The organism is Acinetobacter suaedae, assembly GCF_008630915.1.
GTDB classification, from domain to species: Bacteria; Pseudomonadota; Gammaproteobacteria; order Pseudomonadales; family Moraxellaceae; genus Acinetobacter; species Acinetobacter suaedae.
The window spans coordinates 1,683,962-1,703,628 of record NZ_CP043909.1 but is presented as its reverse complement, the minus strand read 5'-3'; the positions used below and the strand labels follow the sequence as shown (position 1 = coordinate 1,703,628).

Here is a 19,667-nt window from a genome sequence, read left to right as displayed (position 1 = left end):
CGCGACATATAAATTGTCATTTACGACAGATGTTACGTCATTCATATGTCTATGTTGGCAAGGCATTCAAACACAATACTTCCTTTCTGTGTTGAGCTGCATTAAATGCTCTCAGAATTTTCAAAGAATCAATATTGAAACCTAGAATATAACTTTTACAAATTATAATTCATATATAAAGCAAGCTTTTAGCACGTCCCTTTGAGAAAAGTTAATTAGTGCGAATTTTGTCCCAAAATACGACCTTTTTCCTTTTTTAGCCCTCTACCTGATATTAAATTATCACCTTACTATTTAAATTTATGCCAATCAAAAATGTCAGGAGGACATATGTATAAGGCTTTTAACTATTATTTAGCAAGTTTATGTTTATTAACAGTTAGTCTCAGTGGATGTGGGAATAACTCCGATGATCAGCTAACACTAGCTCCACCACCAGCAGAAACAAGTGATTGCTTTTGGCAAGGTCCTTATGTTAGGGAAAATCCTGAAACGAATTTTGCTTTCCCTGATACTGGGAGTGCTTATTGGAGTGCTCAATATACTCTTCCTGAAGGAGCAGTCTTAAGACTAAAAGGAGATTTCCCCTACGCTCGATATATGTCCATCAATAGTTACCGATTGGATACAACGCCAGCTGATGCAATTAGTGATGATAAAATTATTCCTAATCAAAATTCAATAAATCCTTTTATTAATGGAAATCCTCGTAATAATTCAAATCGCTCATATACATTAAATGTTGCTGCTGGAGAAGCTCCTGAAAGTAAACCAGCAAATACAATATATGACTATGCGACTGGACAAACTACGCTTGTTTATAGAGTTTATGTACCAAATAAAGGTAAAGATTTACTTGGTGGTGTAACGTTACCAAAAGTTGAGTTAACGACTCGCCAAGGAGAAGTACTAAATGGACAAGCAGCCTGTGATGCTTTAAAAGCGGTAAACAAAACAGCTACAGGAGTTTATATAGATCCAAACACTTATGCCGCCGCACGTAAAAATAATCCAGCAAAAGAGATACCTGTATGGCGTACTTCCTATAACATGGCAGCAGATATCCAATGTGTTTTCTATGGTGTATGCGACACTAATCCAAAACGAAATGTTGCTTATTATGCTAATTTAGACAATCAGTATATCTCAACCTTCTTGGATCGCAGTATTAAACCAATTGTTGTAATTCGTGGAAAAATTCCAAGAGTACCAAAGACATTAAATGGTGAAGATCATTTCGATAGTAGAAATGCGCAATTAAGATATTGGTCTATGTGCCAAAATGAATTTTACTCTCAAAAAGTATCTGATTGTCTATTTGATGAGAACATTACAATTAATCCCGATGGTAAATATACAATTGTTACGAGTATTGCAAGTGATCGCCCAAATAATGCGACAAAAGAGTGCGGTGTAGATTTCTTAAAGTGGTCGGAAAATGGTGATGGATTCTCTATGGTCTCTGGACGTGAAGATCACAAAACTGATGCGCGAGTAAATGTGCGTAATATGCTACCTGTAAACAACTTCCAGAGCGCAATTCAAAATACAAAAACACCTGGAGATGAGGCTGAAGTTCTAGGTGAGTATTTACCCCAAGCTAAATATTTCACTAAAGAAGAGTTTGAAGCTCTAGGTTGTAATCCTTATCAAAAATTAAATTTCTAATCACTATATGGGGCGAGATGCAATACTCTCGCCTTATACTGATTTGGAGTCATACCAAACCATGAGTTGAATGCCTTTAAAAATTGGCTTTTTGCTTTATAGCCTAACAATAAACCGATTTGTTGGAGGCTAAATTGTTGCGAACGTATATATTCAATCGCTCTTTTTTTTCTAACATGTAGCAATATTTCATTAAAAGTATGCCCTTCTTCACTTAATCTTCTTTGTAATGTCTTCACACTTAGGCTCATCAATGAGGCAATATTTTGGCGATTAGGGGGGATAAAACCCAATGTTGTCCATAATAATATTTTTATCTTTTCTCTATAGGAGGTCTCAGGAAACTGCTTATCTATTGAATGAATAAGTGGGTTAATGAGTAATTGATGTTCTTTGCGTGGAGCTTTTAATAAAAATGTATAAGTGAGTTGATTTGTAGGGCAATGAAAAGTAGGAATAGATTTAAAAGTTTTTAGATAGAGATCTGAATCAATAATATTAGGTGTATGCATAAATTCGACATTGTTTGGCCAAAAGCTTTTAAATTGTGCAATAAGCCGGCTGACACCAAACATAGCTCCCTCAATTTGATGGTAGGTTACTAACTCTGGTAAATTAGGCTTAAAGACCAATTTGATTCCATTTCTAAATTCATGTAATTCTATAGAAACGACTTCAGTCAAAATCTGGTAGTAACTACTAACTAGCCGTAGAAAAAAGCCCATTGGAACATCTATATTATTTTTTAATGCGGGGCTTAGAGCAATTTCTAGAATTTTATAAAAAGGTGAAAGCTTGAGATCTGTAATTGCAATCACTTTTAAACCTAAATTAGGTTCATCTGCTAAATTAATGGTTCTTCGAATTTCATGACTTACTACATCTAAAAGTACTCGATCATTAGGAAATTCCTCTAAATTGATCCATTCTTTAGAGACCTTTTCGAAAAGATCAACTTTACCATTTTGTAGTGCCCACCATTCGAACCCTTTTCGGTTATGGTTAACAATATATTTACTTACTGTAAATGCTTTAGACATAAACATACTCAAACGTCCTGTTTTAAAGTATTTTAATTAAAATTTTGAATAAATATCAAAAAATAAAGAATTTTGATATAAGAGTTGACACGATTAAGCTAAAGATTGGCAAGATAGAATTCGTTAAAATTTTTTTTACAAAGAATACTTCCATCCTAATAGACACTAGATTAAAAGTAACAATCAAGTGCCTAAAGCTAATAAGAAAATTTATCTATTTCTGAATCCATGTATTTTAGCTTGTAATACAACATAAATTGAAATTATTGACAAAATACACATTACTATCGTAAATGATTTATCAAAAACTCTCTATCCTTCTTTAATGATCTTCCTCACAATATGCTCATGTGTCGGTACAAGACCTGCTTGTAATCCGAGTGGCTTAAATACTTTATCCAGGACAGATTGAGTGAGTTTTCCTTTGTCTTGTTCTATGTCCGTTAATGTTCTGCGACTGACACCAACCAAATTTGCGTATTGTTCCTGAGACATGCCAAGTATATTTTTTCGCAAATACGCCAATAATTGCCCCAAGGTAATTTCATTCAATAAGTACTGCATATATAGATCAATAAGAACTTGCTGGCGATCTTGAGGCTGATTTTTTATATTCATAATAGTTCCCATCTTTCTAATTTAGCTTCAACATAATCGAATGAAAGTGCTGGCATCTCCATAATCTGTTTTGGGACACCTTTATCAATTAACCGTTGTTTTAGCCCAACAAGATTGTTTGCTAATGATTTTAATGTCTTCATAGACAAATTTGGATCGCATAAATGTGCAAGTTTTTGGGTAATTTGCTCCCAACGATACTCTCCTCCTTCTTCATAAGGACTTCCCCAGGTCGTTGATCTTGTCACGACTTCTGGATCAGCTTTCATTGGTGCAAAATCATAAATTGGAGCAAGCGAAATTTTTCCAGATTTTTTTAGAAATGAGGTATTTCGCCCGTGATTATCAGAATTGCCAAAAATAATATTGAGCAAGTCTCTTTGTAACCATTCACAAACGAATTGTGTGGAATCAAAATTTGAATCAATCACAGTCAGCAAATCACATAGGTTGTCTATTACTTCAAAATGATTAAGATGACTTCCTGAAGCCTTATTTAATACTGAATAAACAGATTCTAGACCATGACGTTGCCAACATTGATTGCGCCATTCCACATCAAATCTTGGCAACCATAATGATGGATATTTTTCACCTTCGATCAGCTTCATTTCTGTTGTTTCAATGGTATTGAAGCCTAACTCTTTTAGTTCTTGATAGTAATAGTATTCCGCTCTGAGAATATTGCAGTCGATCTCACTACGATTATTTCGAGGAAATTTAACTAAATAGTGTTGATCAGGTTGATCAAAGTTTTGTTGATAGGTGTCAATCCAAATATTTTGATCTTTTGTCGCGCGAATCAGTAACTTGGGAGCTTCACCACCCGCTCCTGTTGCACCACCACTAATCGCGCCCATTTGCTGTGCATACTCAAGAAAATCAACATTTCGATCAGCAACATCATTTTGACTAAAATAACGTAAATGCAAAGTAGAGTCAGGATTTATAGGCGGAAGAGCTTCTTTAATTCGCAAGTTTCCTACGGGCGCAATTCCACCTTTTTCCAATAAAATACTATCTTGCTCAGCATACGTGAGTCGTTGTAAGCCTAAAAAATTGACCCAATAACGGCGTGCTGCACCTGAAGGAACAATATCATCTAAAAAACCAAACCATGAGCTAGATTCATGGTTTATAAGTATTTGTACAGGTAGTGAGAGACTACAGGCATGTTCATCTCGTTTGTCTAGATTTTGGATTGCGTATTCCAACTCGTAGACCAATTCACTGGCGCTTGCTGAGCCCAGCTTAGGTTCTAATAGTTTAAGTTCAGCGATATCTAACCAATTCTGGTCGAGTAAAGCCTGTATTGTTAATTTTTGCATTGATATAAATGAGCAATTATTTTCTCAAAAATACTATAAAACTTGTTTTTTGTGAATATATTTGCTCAAAAAAGTTTGTTACATGATTTTATGAGCATAATTTTGCTCATTTCTATTTGTTAAATATACATATATTTGATTCAAAATTACTTTATTCGATCTCATCTAAGAGCACTCAAGCAATTAAAGAAAAGTGTATGATTAGCCTCCTATTTACTTATGAATTTATCACTTAAATGAAGAATACTTTTTCTGATCACAAACAAATTAGTGTGGTTTCTACTTTTTCTGAGCTTATTGATTCCAATTTTCAAGGAGAAAGTAATGCAATTTGTTGGTATAGAAACTTAGTTGGTGATTTTCAAGAGATCATAGGAAAACTTGAAATAAAAGAGAATATTACAGAGGTTTCTGTTGACGATCTTTTAGCATTGCAACTTTCAGAAAATGGTAATTTAGCAAGAGAAATTATCATTGCGGATATTCAACAATTAACAGCTCTCGGTGCATCACCAGTGCTTAACTTGATCCAAAACTACGAGCGAGATGATGAGTTCGATTTTATTTCGACAGATGTTTATTCATTTCATGTTGATCGCTCGCCTATTCCCACTGATACTTTTTTATGTACTTACCATGGTGCAGCAAGTGAGATGTTGCCAAACGATCAGGTCGAACAAAAGATTTTGATTTCTGAAATCAGAGAAAAACTTAAGCAATTACATCATGGTCCGGAAAATGAGTTTGATAATTTTCTAGAAGAAAATTTCTTTGATCTGCATTATCAACCCAAACCAAATGCAAAACCTGTGAATTTAGGTTTAGGCCATCTATGGCGATTGGCTGTTGATCATCCATCACAACACGTTTTACCTTGTGTGCATCGTGCGCCTATCGAAAAAGAAAATGAATATAGACTGCTGTTGATCTGTTAAATCATAGACAAATCGATGAGTGTATATTCACTTTTAAGATGGCCGATCTATCAGAAATTTACACTCCAAGACAACTGTGCAGTACGTGGAGCGCCTAGGAACAAATAATCATCCCCAAAGAAGCTTCCTGCATCTCTCCAATACTTTTTATTGAATAGATTATCAACATTGAATCTCAACGTGTTTTCATAGCCATTAGCTTTAAAGTTATAAGCAGCACCAGCATTAAAAACTGTATAGCTCGGAACTTTTACGCTACCTGTTTTATTGGCATATTTACTTGCACTGTATTGCATACCTGCCAGTAATCTTAAACCTTCCACTTGTGGCAATTGATAGGATAAATAACTTGCAAAACGTACTTTAGGAACATTTTGGGTTTGATGACCTTGATATTCAGCGACATCAATTTCTTTTAAGCGTGAACGCGTCAGTGCCAAAGTTGAGGTTATATCGAAATTTTCAGTTACCTGCCCTTGCAAACCAAGTTCTAAGCCTATGTTATGTTGTTTGCCATCAGTTAAGTAATAATTATCAGCATTGGTATATTGATGGTCTTGCTCTAGATTAAATATTGCTGCTGTAAGCAACATAGATGGTAATTGATGTTTGATGCCCACTTCATATTGGATGGATTTGGTTGGGGCAAGTGTTTCAAATGCATTCCCGACTATTCCTTTTTCTTCATTACCGAATGCATACCACGGCGCTTGTCCACCATCACTTAAACCTTTACTAAATGATGTATAAACCTGTGTATTTTCCCAAGGTTGATACATCACTGCAAATTGTGGCAAGAATCGGTTTAAATCTGTATCACGAATCTTATTCGCCGCTGCATCATAAGCCTTTTCATCTAAAGAAAGGATTTTTCCTCCCATGAGTACAGACCATGAGTCATTAAAACGGATTTGGTCTAGTAGATTTAATGCGGTTTGCTGACTATCAAGGGATTTATATCGATTGCCTAAGGCTACATCTGTAGGTGCATAGTTCACTGTATTGTTGTAGATATTACCCATACCAACGAGTTCATTGATTGCATCATATTGTGCACGTCGTTTATAGGTATGAGATAACTCGATATTTAAGCTATGCTGCCATGTCCCTGTTGCGAACTTGCCGTTTAACCCTGTTTTAAATTGATTTGTTAAATAACTATCATCTGGACTACGGAAATCATAAATATCGTAGTTACCCTTTTGATCAAAGGTATTGCCTAAACCTGTAAATTCACAAATCTCACTATAACAACCCCATGGGAATGCTGAATAGTCATCAACGGTCACACGGCTTTGCGAAGCAGATAAGTTTGCTGTCCAATCATCATTGAGACGATGCGTATATTTTAAACTCGTATTCAGGCTCTCATTAGTAACGGGTTTACTCCAGCTTTGATAACCCAGTAAACGATCCCATTCCACATTAGTCGGTACAGTTTTCCCATCTAATAATTGATAGCCTGGTACCGAGCGCTGACGTTGGCGTTGTGATTCAATATCGAACTCAAGTTTTGAATCATCAGAAATCTGCCAATCCAGAGCAACTGAACCAAATAAACGCTTTCCATTGGTATGTTCTACATATGGATGAATCTCTTCATGCGCTAAATTGATTCGATAGCCAAATTGTTGATTTTCACCCAGCATATCACCGATATCCGTTGCGACACGATAACCACCCTGACTATCTGTTTCTAGCGTAACTGAACGAATGTCTTTTGGTCGTTTAGTCACATAGTTAACAACTCCGCCGGGTGTAGACATACCACTTTGAATCGCGCTAATACCTTTTAAGATTTCTACTTGTTCTTTATTTTCTAGCGCTACGTTTTGTTCGCCTCTCAACACGTTACCATTGAGTAGATAACTTGATCCTAGATTGAGCGCAAAACCACGCATCACAAAGTTTGAATAATAGCCGATAGGTGCGTAGCCCTCGCCGACCGCCGCATCATTTTTTACAATATCTTTTAGCGTTTTTGCATGTTGATCTGCAATAAGGTCGGCATTAATAAGATTGATTGATGCAGGGATTTTGGCAATGGTTTGTTCAGCAAAACCAGATAAATTTACGCTGTTCTGGTGATTGGCATTTTGCTCAGCTGTAACTGTAATTGTTGGGAGACGTTGTATCTCATTTTCTTGTTCCGCATATGCTATTGTTGGAGTAAATCCGAGGTATGAAAATGAACCTACGGCTAATAATGCGCTTTGTAAACGAGAAAATGGAAAAGTTTTCACAGTATTGCTTAACCCCAAAGAAATAATTTTATAGCTTCAACTTTGTGGCATGAGTATTCACAATTTTATTGGATTGAACAAGTATATTCGCTTACATATATCTGAATTTTTAGCTACTCGGATAATCCGACAAACAAAATGACCAGTTCAGCCAAACCGTGTTAGTATTTAAAAATGACAATTCATCATGTCAAATTAAAAAAGAAAGGAATTGCTATGCTAAAAATGCAACAGATCAACATCACACAAGAGTTCAATGCCCCTGTCGAGAAGGTATTTGCGATTCTCAGTGAACATGAAAATTTGAATAAACTTTTCGCTCCAGCAAAAGTGACTCGTTTGAGCGATGGTCAAGATGCACGTAATGGGGTTGGCTCAGCACGTAAGCTATCTATTCCACTGACGCCTTCATTTGTCGAAACAAATTTGGTGTATAAAGAAAATGAACTCATTGAATACGCAATTACCAGTGGTATCGCGCCAATCAAAGCGCATCGCGGCGTGATGAAGTTTACTGATCTGGGCAATAATCGCAGTCGTTTGGACTATACGATTAGCTTTAAAGGGCGTGTGCCATTTATTGGTCCGATCGTTAAATTCGCATTACAAAATGGTGTGAGCCGTGGGCTTAAAAAACTAAAAGTATAATTCTCTAATCTTTGAACTAAACTCCCCTATTTTTTTAATGGTGGGGGTTTTTATTTGATGTATTGGTCAACTTTTCTTTGAAAAATAATTTCTAAAATAACATTTAGCTGATTTTTACGATAAATTAGAGCTATTCAACAACTTCACTCAGGGAAAGAGATGACACTTAAGCAGTTAAAGGCATTTTTGGCACTTGCACGTACTTTAAATTATGCCAATGCTTCGCTAGAGCTTCATTTGAGCCAATCTGCTTTAAGTCTAAGTATAAAAAGTTTAGAAGATGAACTCGGCGGTAAGTTGTTTAATCGAAATACACGTCGTGTTGAACTGACTCAAGAAGGTAAATCTCTCATTCCCTACGCAAAAAAACTACTGGCCAATTGGGATGAAATGGAAAATGACGTTAAACAGCGTTTTAAATTAAATCGCGGTACGCTGAGTATCGCCTCGATGCCCTTTTTTACTCATGCGATCTTACCCGATGTGATTCACTCTTTTTTATCTGAGCATCCAAACCTTAATTTTTCGATCCACGATATTCCAAATGAAACCATTCTTGAAAAAGTCCAAGATGGTATCTTTGAGTTAGGCATTTGTTTTGAACCAGAACTGACAGAAGGCTTAGAGTTTGTGCCTTTGTTTGATGAAGACTTTCACGCCTTACTTCCTAAAAACCATCCCTTAGCAGACAAAGCACGTATTACGTGGCAACAATTGTTTGCCAATCCTTTTATTACCCTACAAAAGCCATCAATTGTTCGTCACCTAGTTGAGCAAAATTGTTTACGCAACAATATGACTTTGGATTTAAAAATCGAATGCCATCAGATTTCTTCATTATCCAGTTTTGTTGCGCATGGTATTGGGGTAAGCGCGATTCCTCGTCATTTTGCCAAGCATATTGATTTAACAGAAAATGTATTACTTGAACTTGAAGATGGAACCATCCACAAAACGGTTGGTATTGTCTATAAAAAGAATTTTGAAATATCACATATTTCGGCACAATTTATTGAGTCATTGATAAGGTATAAATTTTAAATAACTCATTATTGAAATTGGTTTTATATTTCCCACTCTCAAATAAATATTTTTATTACAAATATTTTCAAATGTTTAGCTTTATTAATTATTGTTTGTTTGCGAATAAAATTTATCCAAAAAAATCAATTTATTAATTTAACTCATTAATCCTTGAGAAAAATCAACTTCTATACGCTTAGTCCTAATGCTAAAACTAAATCACTAAAGGACAATAGGACAATAATAGAATGAATAAGGTATATGCCAGCGCTGAAGCTGCAATCAAAGATGTGGTTGCTGATCACCAAACCTTAGCCGTTGGCGGTTTTGGGTTATGTGGAATTCCTGAGCAGCTCATTGTCGCGGTTAAAGAAAGTGGTGTAACAGGTCTGACTTGTATTTCAAATAATGCAGGTGTTGATGATTTTGGCCTAGGTATTTTATTGCATACCAAACAGATCAAAAAAATGATCTCATCTTATGTGGGTGAAAATAAAGAATTTGAACGTCAATATCTAAATGGTGAGCTTGAAGTTGAATTAACTCCACAAGGAACATTAGCTGAAAAATTACGTGCTGGTGGTGCTGGTATTCCAGCTTTTTATACGAAAACTGGTGTGGGAACTCTGATTGCTGAAGGCAAAGAAGAACGCAGTTTTCATGGTAAAAAATACATTTTAGAAGAATCACTTACTGCTGATGTTTCACTGATTAAAGCTTACAAGGCAGATAAAGCAGGCAATCTAATATTTCGTAAAACGGCTCAGAATTTTAATCCTGAATGTGCAATGGCTGGGAAAATCACCATTGCTGAAGTGGAACAAATCGTTGAGATTGGTGAATTAGATCCAGATGAAATCCATTTACCAGGGATTTATGTGAATCGCATTATTTTAAATGCATCACCTGAAAAACGTATCGAACAAAAAACTTTAAGCATGGAGGCAGTTTAAAATGGCTTGGTCACGTAATGAAATGGCACAGCGTGCTGCACAAGAACTCGAAGATGGCTTCTATGTGAACTTAGGTATTGGTCTACCTACCCTTGTTGCCAACTATATTCCAAAAAACATGAATGTATGGTTGCAGTCTGAAAATGGATTGCTTGGTATCGGCGCATTTCCTACTGAGGAAACGCTAGACGCGGATTTAATCAATGCTGGAAAGCAAACGATTACTGCACGTGCAGGTGCAGCATTTTTCTCAAGTTCAGAATCTTTCGCAATGATCCGTGGCGGTCATGTCAATATTGCGATTTTAGGCGCAATGGAAGTTTCTGAACAAGGTGACTTAGCCAATTGGATGATTCCAGGTAAGAAAGTCAAAGGCATGGGCGGTGCGATGGACTTGGTTGCAGGTGTTCAAAAAGTTGTGGTTCTGATGGAGCACTGTGCGAAAGACGGTACGCCAAAGATTGTGAAAAACTGTAGCTTACCTCTAACAGGTCAAGCGGTTGTTCATCGTGTGATTACAGATTTAGGTGTCATGGATATTACATCTGAAGGTGTTGAACTGATTGAACCCGCAAAAGATGTAACGCTCGAACAAATTCGTGCAGTAACAGGTGTGCCATTAATTTTTGATAAATCTTTAGTGGCTTAAATGAGATGAGATATTCTGCTCTAGTCTATTGAACTGGAGCAGTTTTATAACGACATACATTTAAAGAGATATAAAAATGAGTTCAATTGTTATTGTGTCAGGTAGTCGTACTGCGATGGGCGGCTTTCAAGGTAGCCTCTCTAGTTTAACCGCCCCAGAATTAGGCGCTGCTGTAATCCGTGAATCTATCCAACGTGCTGGTATTGCACCAGAGCAAGTTAATGAAGTGATTTTTGGCTGTGTATTGAGTGCAGGCATTGGTCAAGGTCCTGCGCGTCAAGCAATGCGTAAAGCGGGTGTTCCAGATCATGTTGGCGCTGTGACCATCAATAAACTATGTGGTTCTGCGATGAAAGCAGTATTGATGGCATCAGATGCTTTGAAAGCTGGTAGTGCAAATATTGTGGTTGCGGGCGGTATGGAATCAATGACCAATGCACCATATATCCTACCTAAAGCACGTGGTGGCTATCGTATGGGACATGGTGAAATCAAAGATCATATGTTCTTGGATGGTTTAGAAGATGCTGAAACGGGTCGTTTAATGGGTTCATTTGCTCAGGATATGGCAAATACCAAAGGCTTCACCCGTGAACAAATGGATAACTTTGCAATTTCTTCACTAAAAAAAGCTCAAACAGCAATCACAGAAGGATATTTCAAAGACGAAATCGTCCCTGTTGAAATTAAAACACGTAAAGGTGTTGAAGTGATTGATCAAGATGAGCAACCACTCAAAGCAAATCTCGATAAAGTCCCAACGCTACGTCCTGCTTTTAGCAAAGACGGTACGATTACAGCAGCCAACTCGAGTTCGATCTCAGATGGTGCTGCTGCTTTAGTACTTTCTACGGAAGACTACGCTCAGGCAAATGATTTAAATGTTTTGGCTAGAATTGTTGCCACTTCAAGTCATTCGCAACATCCAAGTGAGTTTACGATTGCTCCAATTAGTGCGATTCAAAAAGTGCTTGATCGTGCTGGCTGGGCGGTTGAAGATGTCGATGCATGGGAAATCAATGAAGCTTTCGCGATGGTGGCTATGGCCCCGATTCATGAGTTAGGTATTGATGAAGCCAAAGTCAATGTTCATGGTGGTGCATGTGCTTTAGGTCATCCAATTGGTGCGACAGGCTCTCGTATTATTCTTTCATTAATCTATGCATTAAAACGTTTAGGCAAAAAGAAAGGTGTTGCGGCATTGTGTATCGGTGGTGGTGAAGCAACAGCTGTGGCCATCGAAATTTAAACTATAAAAATCAGCAAAGCACCTCAATCGAGGTGCTTTTTTATCTAAAATGCAAAAAAGGTTCTTACTAGAACCATTCTATTGGCATTTTAAATGCCGTCGTCTCGACAGGATCAAGTACGGATAACCAACTGATAATTTTTGGCATTTCCCAACCAAAGAAATAGTCGCAAGCTGCAAGTTTTCCGTGTAGAAAATCTGGATCTGTTGCATCTGGTAAGCGCTTATGAATAACGACTGCCTGATCAAGCCACAACCATCCCACGATCAGATGTCCAAAGGCTTCTAGATAATGCGCTGCATTTGCCAGTTGGAGCTCTACATCAGTTAAGGCATGTAGCTTTTCTGTGACGTTCTGGATGAGTTGCCACTTTTCAGTTAAATGATCGGCATGATTTCTTAAAGTAGGTTCCGCTTTGGCCTGAGCGATTGTCTCCAAGATTTTTTCATCTAACAGTTTCATCGCTTTACCGTGATTAAGGCGTGTTTTACGCCCTAATAAGTCTAGTGCCTGAATACCAAATGTTCCCTCATGAATCGGGTTGAGACGATTATCACGATAAAATTGTTCAACATTGTATTCACGGGTATAACCATAACCGCCATGAACTTGTATGGCTAAATCATTTGCTACAAGCCCCCACTCCGAAGACCAACTTTTCACTACTGGAGTTAATAGGTCGAGAAGTTGATTGGCTTGGTCACGCTGTTCTTGATCTTCAAGTGAATGGATGTCATCTGTTAGTCTGGCGGCATATAAGCAGAGTGCTAATGCACCTGAGACATACGATTTTTGCGCCAACAACATACGGCGAACATCAGCATGTTGAATAATCGGGATTTGTGGTGAACTTGGATTACGTTCGCCGCGAGAACGACCTTGCAATCGGGTCTTTGCATAATCTAAAGCATGCAAATATCCGGTATATCCCAATGCTGCTGCACCAAGTCCAACAGAGATACGCGCTTCGTTCATCATATGGAACATATAAGCCAGTCCTTTACCAGCTTCGCCCACCAACTCACCAATGGCCCCCGCTTCTCCTTCTGGAGTAAAGCGCCCCTCTCCAAAATTTAACACACAGTTGACGGTGCCTCGATAGCCCATTTTGTGGTTAATCCCAGCTAAGGCAATATCATTGCGTTCATTTGGTTGTCCCTGTTCATCGAGTAACTTACGAGGTACGGTAAACAGTGAAATACCTTGAACGCCTCGAGGCAATTGACTATTTTCATCAGGGATTTTGGCTAAAACTAAATGAACAATGTTGTCCGAGATATCATGCTCACCGCCTGAAATCCACATTTTGTTTCCGAACAAGCGATAGCGCCCATCATTTGTTTTGATCGCCCGTGTACGAATATCCGCAAGACTCGACCCCGCTTGTGGTTCGGATAGACACATGGTTCCGAAACATTTTCCTTCTATCATCGCACTGACATAGGGTTTAACTTTTTCTGGATCTCCATGTGCCATTAATAAATTGGCATTCCCAATAGTCAAAAATGCGTAACCTGCTGTACCTGAGTTGGCTCCAAGCAAATAGGCCATTCCTGCGCGCTCAACAGTATTCGGTAAATTCATACCATTCCATTCAGATGGGAAAGCTGCGCTCATCAAACCTGCTTCTGCAAAGGCTTTGAGTGCAATTCCAACCTCGGGATTAACTGTTACACGTTCACCATCAAACACAGGTTCATGACTGTCATTTTTTTTATTATGAGGAGCAAATAGATCTGTTGCCAAGGCCTCGTAAACGTTTAAAACAGAGGTATATTCAAAACGATCTTGTCCGTTAAAAGGTTTGCGTTGACTCAGTTCCTCGATTTTTAGCCAGTCGAACAGTAAGAAATCTATATCTTTACGAGAGAGAACAAATTCATTACTCATGAGGTTCCCCTATATGTTCACAAGCGTAAGCCATTCGGCAACAAGTGCTGGCTTGGCTTCATTTTCAATTTCAACACTAACTTCCATCGTTAATTGGTAACTTCTCTGATTCTTTTCAGAAACTTTTTTTAAGTGGAAATGTCCACGCACACGTTTACCACTATGAACAGGACTGATAAATCGAACACTATTGAGACCATAATTCACGGCAGACTGCTGCCCTTTGATAGTAGGTAGTACCTGAGCTGCCATGACAGAGAGTAAAGATAGTGTCAAAAAACCATGTGCAATTGTGCCACCAAACGGTGTTTGGCGAGCAGCTTCTTCATCAACATGTATAAATTGACGGTCTAGAGTTACATCAGCGAACGTATTGATCATAGGTTGCTCTATTGCAATCCAGTCCGAGTTACCTAAAGCTTGACCTTGCAATTCCAAAAGCTGTTCAATACTCAGTATATTTTGTGCAGATGATGTCAAAATTATTCTCCTGTTGTTAATGAAGCCTTTTTCAACTCAAGATCACCTTGAGCAGCGCCTCTCACAGGAACAAATTCATCTGTACGGTCTGCAACATCCGCTAAACGTTGTGCTAATACATGAGGAACCTGCTCATCTGTACCTAAGTGAATGCCTTGTGTAAGCGTAATATGTGCTGCCTCAAAGCTTCCAGCACCTGCACAAAGTATCATCCGAGTCGGTGCATCTTCGCTCACCAAAGCGGCAATTGCAGGACTGACTGCACTTGGTGCCAGTGCTTTAAGTGCTTCTTCGGGTAATAAGCCTTCAAGCATTCGTGTTGCGGCTGTTGGTGCTAGGCAGTTCACTCGAACATTATATTTCTCGCCTTCCAACGCAAGGGTCTGCATCAAGCCCACCAATGCCATTTTGGCAGCACTATAGTTTGATTGTCCAAAATTGCCATATAAACCAGAAGATGAGGTTGTCATAACAATACGACCATATTTCTGCTCACGCATGATCTCCCATACAGCTTTAGTGCAATTTACGGCGCCCATAAGATGTACATCAATCACAGTACGAAAATCTTCTAATGACATTTTGCTAAACGTTTTATCCCGAAGAATTCCAGCATTATTCACCAAAATATCGACACGGCCCCAGCGAGCAATTGTTTCATCAACCATCTGTTGGACTTGTTCAATATTCGTGACTGAGGCACTATTTGCGATTGCTTCACCGCCTGCAGCAATAATTTCATCTACGACTTTTTGAGCAGCCATAGTTGATCCGCCCTGTCCGTTTACGTCACTGCCAAGATCATTCACAATAACTTTTGCACCCAAACGGGCCAATAACAATGCATGTTCTCGTCCTAAACCTGCACCTGCTCCAGTAACGATCGCCACTCGATTGTTTAAATTAACTGTCATGATCTATGTCCTAAAAAAGTTCTGTTTTAACTGCCGTTTAATATCCAGTTCCTCTTAATTTATTAATAGGAAGGAACTACTTTTTATATTTTTAAATGGTTAAACCACCATCAACCACAATACATTCACCATTGGTATAACTCGCAGCATCAGATACGAGATAAAGTACTGTTCCTGCCATTTCGCGTGGTTCAGCATGACGACGTAAAGGAATTGAACTCATCCATTGCTGATAAATCTCTTCATTTGCAAATAGTGCCGATGCAAATTTGGTCTTAGTCAGGCCTGGCAATAAAGCATTTACCCGGATACCAAATGGACCGCATTCTTTGGCAAATGCTTTGGTCATATTCACAACTGCGGCTTTGGTAATGGAATAAATTCCTTGCTGGTCTCCGGGTTGTAGCGCATTTACGGATGCTGTATTTACAATGGCACCACCACCATGTTCTTTCATTAGTTTGCCAGCTTCAACGGACATAAAGAAATATCCACGAATGTTGACTTCAACCGTTTTGTTATAAGCGCCAATATCAGTATCCAGGATGTGTCCAAAATAAGGATTGGCCGCTGCATTGTTGACTAAAATATCTAAGCGACCATGTTGCTTACGGATATGTTCAAAAATTTCTGCAATATCTTCTAATTTCCCCACATGACACGCAGCAGCTTCCGCTTTTCCATTGGCTGCTATAATTTCATCAGCAACTCTTTGACAATCTTCAATTTTACGACTAGATACAATCACATGTGCACCTTGTTCAGCCAAAAGTTTAGCGATCTCCTCGCCAATACCACGACTTGCACCTGTAACTAATGCTATTTTTCCTGTTAAATCAAATAAGTTTGTTGCCATATATAGAATTTCCTTTTGTATTGTTCCTTAAATAGAATCTTGCCCTGTTTTCAATATTCCTTGCTGCACGTCCGAAGTTAAAATTTATGCTTCTCATGACTCTATTTATGTGATGTCCTGAACATACCTAACTTGGTATCATGAATGAAATGAATTATTTTAATATTCAATTATGCATTCAATTAATAGTGATACTATGTTTAAAATCTCCATTTGATAAATTGTTCTCAAAAAAAGCTATCAAATAATATATTTCCTTAATGAAATCTCATAATTTAAGTTGGGCTTTTGCTCGCTGAACAGCTCTTTGATTAAATGATAATTTCATCAATAGCAAAGGGGTTGTAAAATAGATGTGCTTCACAAACTAAAAAAGCACATCTTATACGTAGATGTGCCTTTGATTTTCTAAGAATAATTATCAAAAACCACTAAGCATTACCAGATTCAGTTAAATTGGTTTTAACCTCTTCCAATTGCTGTTCTTCATCAAATTTATGTCGTTTCAAACTTAAAATCGCGCAGATTGCAACGATAGCTGGAATAGAAATCATCACAAAATTCATGGTATGCGGTAAGTTTAAGGTCAATAACATACCTGTCAAAATCGGTCCCACAATGGCACCAATTCGTCCAACACCAGAAGCACAGCCGATCCCTGTAGAGCGCACGCTTAATGGATAATATTGCGCAACATAGCTATAAAGAAGAATTGAAGTACCAATCGTCGCCGCACCAGCAACAGTCACTAAACCATATAACACATAAGCTGGAGAGTTAAATCCTAAGCCGATCAGTGCCACAACACCTGCCATGAGCATACCCATGATCACAGGTTTCAAATGGAATTTATCTGAAAGAATACCGCCACCAATTGAACCAATCATTGCGCCAACATTCAAAGCAAATAAGAATAAGATACTCTTACCAAGTGAATACCCTGCTGCAAGCATGAGTTTTGGTAACCAGCTACTTAACGCGTAGACCATTAATAAACACATAAAGAACAATACCCAAAACATCAGTGTGTTGAATGCACGTCCTTGTTGGAATAATCCTTTCACTGAGCTTCCAGTTGGAATATTTTCCTCATTTAGCGTTAAACGAGTATTGCTGCTGATGGCTTGTTCAGGTGAGATTTTTTGTACAATGCTATTTGCTTGCTCAGTTTTTCCTGTTTTAACCAAAAAAGTTAAAGACTCAGGTAAGAATTTCCACATAACTGGTAATAAAATTAATGGAATCCCCGCAATCAAGAACATGATTTGCCATCCCTGACTTTCAACCAAATAACTTCCAATCAATGCCGAAAGTATTCCCCCGATCGCATAACCACTAAACATCGTGCCGACTAGGGTACTGCGGATACGTTTAGGGGCGTATTCAGAGGTCAGCGCCACGAGATTCGGCATTACCCCACCAATGCCTAAGCCAGCTAAAAATCGTAAAATACCAAACTCGAATGGATTAGATGCAAACGCACCTAAAAAAGTAAACCCACTAAAAAAAGTCACACAAATTAAAATGACATTTTTGCGTCCGATTTTATCTGCCAATGCACCAAATAGCATAGCACCGAACATCATGCCACATAATGCGGTACTGGCGAGCATACCCGCTTGAACAGAAGTAAGAGACCATTCCTGCATCAATAAGGGTAAAACCACACCGTAAATGACGAGATCGTAACCATCAAAAATAATAATTACTAAGCACCAAAGTAAAATACTCCAGTGAAAAGGCGTAAACTTTGCTTCATCTATTACTGCATTTACATTAACTGTAGATGTTGTCATTCTGCATCTCCTCAATGAGATAAATTCCTAATCATTATTAAAACGACATAATGCACCTTAAAGAAAAAACATATAATTCAAGGTTTTATTTATATTAAAAATCATAACTCGCCATCATGTTGATACGGCTATCTGTCCCTGTACGACCATCAAAGGTTTCGCGCTCACCATAGACATATTCCATACCTAGCGTGATCGGTTTGTATGGGTTGTACATACCGTTAATCCAGCCTTGCCATAATTCTTTATTTTGATTTGAACTGTCTTTATTTAGACGAGCGAAGCTATTGTCACTTTTGGCTTTCATATAGCCATAGCCTAAAGTTGAGCGGAACTGTGAGCTAAATTGATGTGTGATTCCCGTAGAAATGGAGTCAAATTCATTGCTATGTATATTATTTTGTTCATCAATGGCATAACTACTATTCGTCCACATCAAGAAACGTCCATCTCCTTTGATGTGGTTATAATCCGCCTTTAAAAAGGTTTTTGGACTGAGCTGATATTTGCCCCCGATGCCAATGCCCCACGCCCATTCATCATCATTGCTGGTTTTTTTCTCTGCAACAAAACTACGTCCAGAAAGCATCGAACCATTGTCGAATTTATGATTCACGCGTCCAACAAAGGCGGGTAAACGCATTTTATTATCAGGATCAGAATGTGCTGTATATTTAGGATCTTCAACTGATAATGCAAAGCTGGTATTCGCTGTAATATTGTCACTATAACGAACCAATGGTGAGCGTTGTAATGCCCCTCCCACATAGGTCGCTGCATCAATTGTTTCAGGATAGTATTCAGGTGCAATGAAAGTAGACCATGTTTGACCCAGTAGCCATTTATCAAAGGTTAAATAGGCGTGACGAATACGAAATTGATCACGTGAGGCTCCCCCGAAGAAATCCATTTCTAATTTTCCACCTACATCGCCTACTGCAGTCGGGCTAGTAAAATTTAAGCCTAAACGGGTGACATTTACCGTTGTGTGTAAACGATCTTTTTGTTGGGCTTCTTCTACGGTTCCTTTTAATGGGACCCCACTGATATTGTTATACATCGTAGAGGCACCTTGCGCTTGATAAGATGCATCTGCACGGATATAGCCGTATAAATTCACCTCTGCACCAGATTTTAGTTTCAACTGTGATGCTTGTGGGCTTGATGGAACTGTTGCCTTGGCTTGTGTTGTGGATTGGGTTGATGCAGGCTGCTGAACATAATGTTGTAGCATGGCTCTTAATTCTTGTACTTCTTGCCGTAATTGTGCAACTTCATCACGTTCGGAAGCCGCATATACAGTAGGCATGGCGGCTATAATAGACAGCGCCAATATACTTTTATGTACCGTCAATTTTAACTTTTTCATTAAAGTA

17 protein-coding genes are annotated in these 19,667 nt (G+C 38.2%); 7 read left to right on the top strand and 10 right to left on the bottom strand.

Going from position 1 to position 19,667, the window contains the following annotated elements; translation table 11 throughout:
- Positions 1 to 330: 330 nt before the first annotated feature.
- Entirely contained in the window at positions 331 to 1,668 is a 1,338-nt protein-coding gene (locus F2A31_RS07985; protein ID WP_150025937.1) for a hypothetical protein, read from the top strand.
- Here F2A31_RS07985 and F2A31_RS07980 read toward each other — a convergent pair.
- From F2A31_RS07980 to F2A31_RS07970, 3 genes are all read right to left on the bottom strand, one after another.
- Complete coding sequence (locus F2A31_RS07980) at positions 1,665 to 2,708, bottom strand: helix-turn-helix transcriptional regulator (protein ID WP_150025936.1); 1,044 nt, start codon at positions 2,706 to 2,708, stop codon at positions 1,665 to 1,667. The genes F2A31_RS07985 and F2A31_RS07980 overlap by 4 nt on opposite strands.
- Before the next feature lie 312 nt (positions 2,709 to 3,020).
- Entirely contained in the window at positions 3,021 to 3,326 is a 306-nt protein-coding gene (locus tag F2A31_RS07975; protein WP_005080719.1) for a helix-turn-helix domain-containing protein, read from the bottom strand.
- Complete coding sequence (locus tag F2A31_RS07970) at positions 3,323 to 4,654, bottom strand: type II toxin-antitoxin system HipA family toxin (RefSeq protein WP_005090545.1); 1,332 nt, start codon at positions 4,652 to 4,654, stop codon at positions 3,323 to 3,325. Before F2A31_RS07970 ends, F2A31_RS07975 begins: the two co-directional genes overlap by 4 nt.
- Positions 4,655 to 4,890: 236 nt before the next feature.
- Here F2A31_RS07970 and F2A31_RS07965 point away from each other — a divergent pair, with 236 nt between their 5' ends.
- On the top strand, positions 4,891 to 5,589 hold the full coding sequence (locus F2A31_RS07965; RefSeq protein WP_150025935.1) for a DUF1826 domain-containing protein: 699 nt from the start codon (positions 4,891 to 4,893) through the stop codon (positions 5,587 to 5,589).
- Between the two features lie 50 nt (positions 5,590 to 5,639).
- Here the strand turns inward: F2A31_RS07965 and F2A31_RS07960 are convergent, their stop codons facing one another.
- Entirely contained in the window at positions 5,640 to 7,832 is a 2,193-nt protein-coding gene (locus F2A31_RS07960) for a TonB-dependent siderophore receptor (RefSeq protein ID WP_150025934.1), read from the bottom strand.
- A gap of 216 nt (positions 7,833 to 8,048) precedes the next feature.
- On the opposite strand from F2A31_RS07960, the gene F2A31_RS07955 reads away from it, so the two are divergent.
- From F2A31_RS07955 to F2A31_RS07935, 5 genes are all read left to right on the top strand, one after another.
- The gene (locus F2A31_RS07955; RefSeq protein WP_150025933.1) at positions 8,049 to 8,480 is read left to right on the top strand and encodes an SRPBCC family protein; all 432 of its coding nucleotides are present in this window, start codon (positions 8,049 to 8,051) and stop codon (positions 8,478 to 8,480) included.
- A gap of 159 nt (positions 8,481 to 8,639) precedes the next feature.
- Positions 8,640 to 9,521, top strand: coding sequence for a LysR family transcriptional regulator (locus F2A31_RS07950; protein WP_150025932.1), 882 nt, complete (start codon positions 8,640 to 8,642; stop codon positions 9,519 to 9,521).
- A 230-nt stretch (positions 9,522 to 9,751) separates the two neighbouring features.
- On the top strand, positions 9,752 to 10,456 hold the full coding sequence (locus F2A31_RS07945; RefSeq protein WP_075315588.1) for a CoA transferase subunit A: 705 nt from the start codon (positions 9,752 to 9,754) through the stop codon (positions 10,454 to 10,456).
- 1 nt (position 10,457) lies between these two features.
- Positions 10,458 to 11,105, top strand: a complete 648-nt coding sequence (locus tag F2A31_RS07940; RefSeq protein WP_150025931.1) for a CoA transferase subunit B — start codon at positions 10,458 to 10,460, stop codon at positions 11,103 to 11,105.
- Positions 11,106 to 11,181: 76 nt separating this feature from the next.
- Positions 11,182 to 12,354 carry a thiolase family protein gene (locus F2A31_RS07935; protein WP_150025930.1) on the top strand — a complete coding sequence of 391 codons (1,173 nt, stop codon included), beginning with the start codon at positions 11,182 to 11,184 and terminating at the stop codon, positions 12,352 to 12,354.
- A gap of 67 nt (positions 12,355 to 12,421) precedes the next feature.
- Here F2A31_RS07935 and F2A31_RS07930 read toward each other — a convergent pair whose 3' ends face one another.
- The 6 genes from F2A31_RS07930 to F2A31_RS07905 form a co-directional block, all read right to left on the bottom strand.
- Entirely contained in the window at positions 12,422 to 14,245 is a 1,824-nt protein-coding gene (locus F2A31_RS07930) for an acyl-CoA dehydrogenase (protein ID WP_150025929.1), read from the bottom strand.
- A gap of 9 nt (positions 14,246 to 14,254) precedes the next feature.
- Complete coding sequence (locus tag F2A31_RS07925; RefSeq protein ID WP_228715626.1) at positions 14,255 to 14,725, bottom strand: MaoC family dehydratase; 471 nt, start codon at positions 14,723 to 14,725, stop codon at positions 14,255 to 14,257.
- A 2-nt stretch (positions 14,726 to 14,727) separates the two neighbouring features.
- Positions 14,728 to 15,639 (bottom strand): SDR family NAD(P)-dependent oxidoreductase, encoded by a 912-nt coding sequence (locus F2A31_RS07920; protein WP_150025928.1) that lies wholly within the window; start codon positions 15,637 to 15,639, stop codon positions 14,728 to 14,730.
- Between the two features lie 91 nt (positions 15,640 to 15,730).
- Positions 15,731 to 16,495, bottom strand: coding sequence for an SDR family oxidoreductase (locus F2A31_RS07915; protein WP_150025927.1), 765 nt, complete (start codon positions 16,493 to 16,495; stop codon positions 15,731 to 15,733).
- A 431-nt stretch (positions 16,496 to 16,926) separates the two neighbouring features.
- On the bottom strand, positions 16,927 to 18,291 hold the full coding sequence (locus tag F2A31_RS07910) for an MFS transporter (RefSeq protein WP_150025926.1): 1,365 nt from the start codon (positions 18,289 to 18,291) through the stop codon (positions 16,927 to 16,929).
- A 94-nt stretch (positions 18,292 to 18,385) separates the two neighbouring features.
- On the bottom strand, positions 18,386 to 19,660 hold the full coding sequence (locus F2A31_RS07905) for a DcaP family trimeric outer membrane transporter (RefSeq protein ID WP_150025925.1): 1,275 nt from the start codon (positions 19,658 to 19,660) through the stop codon (positions 18,386 to 18,388).
- Positions 19,661 to 19,667: the final 7 nt, after the last annotated feature.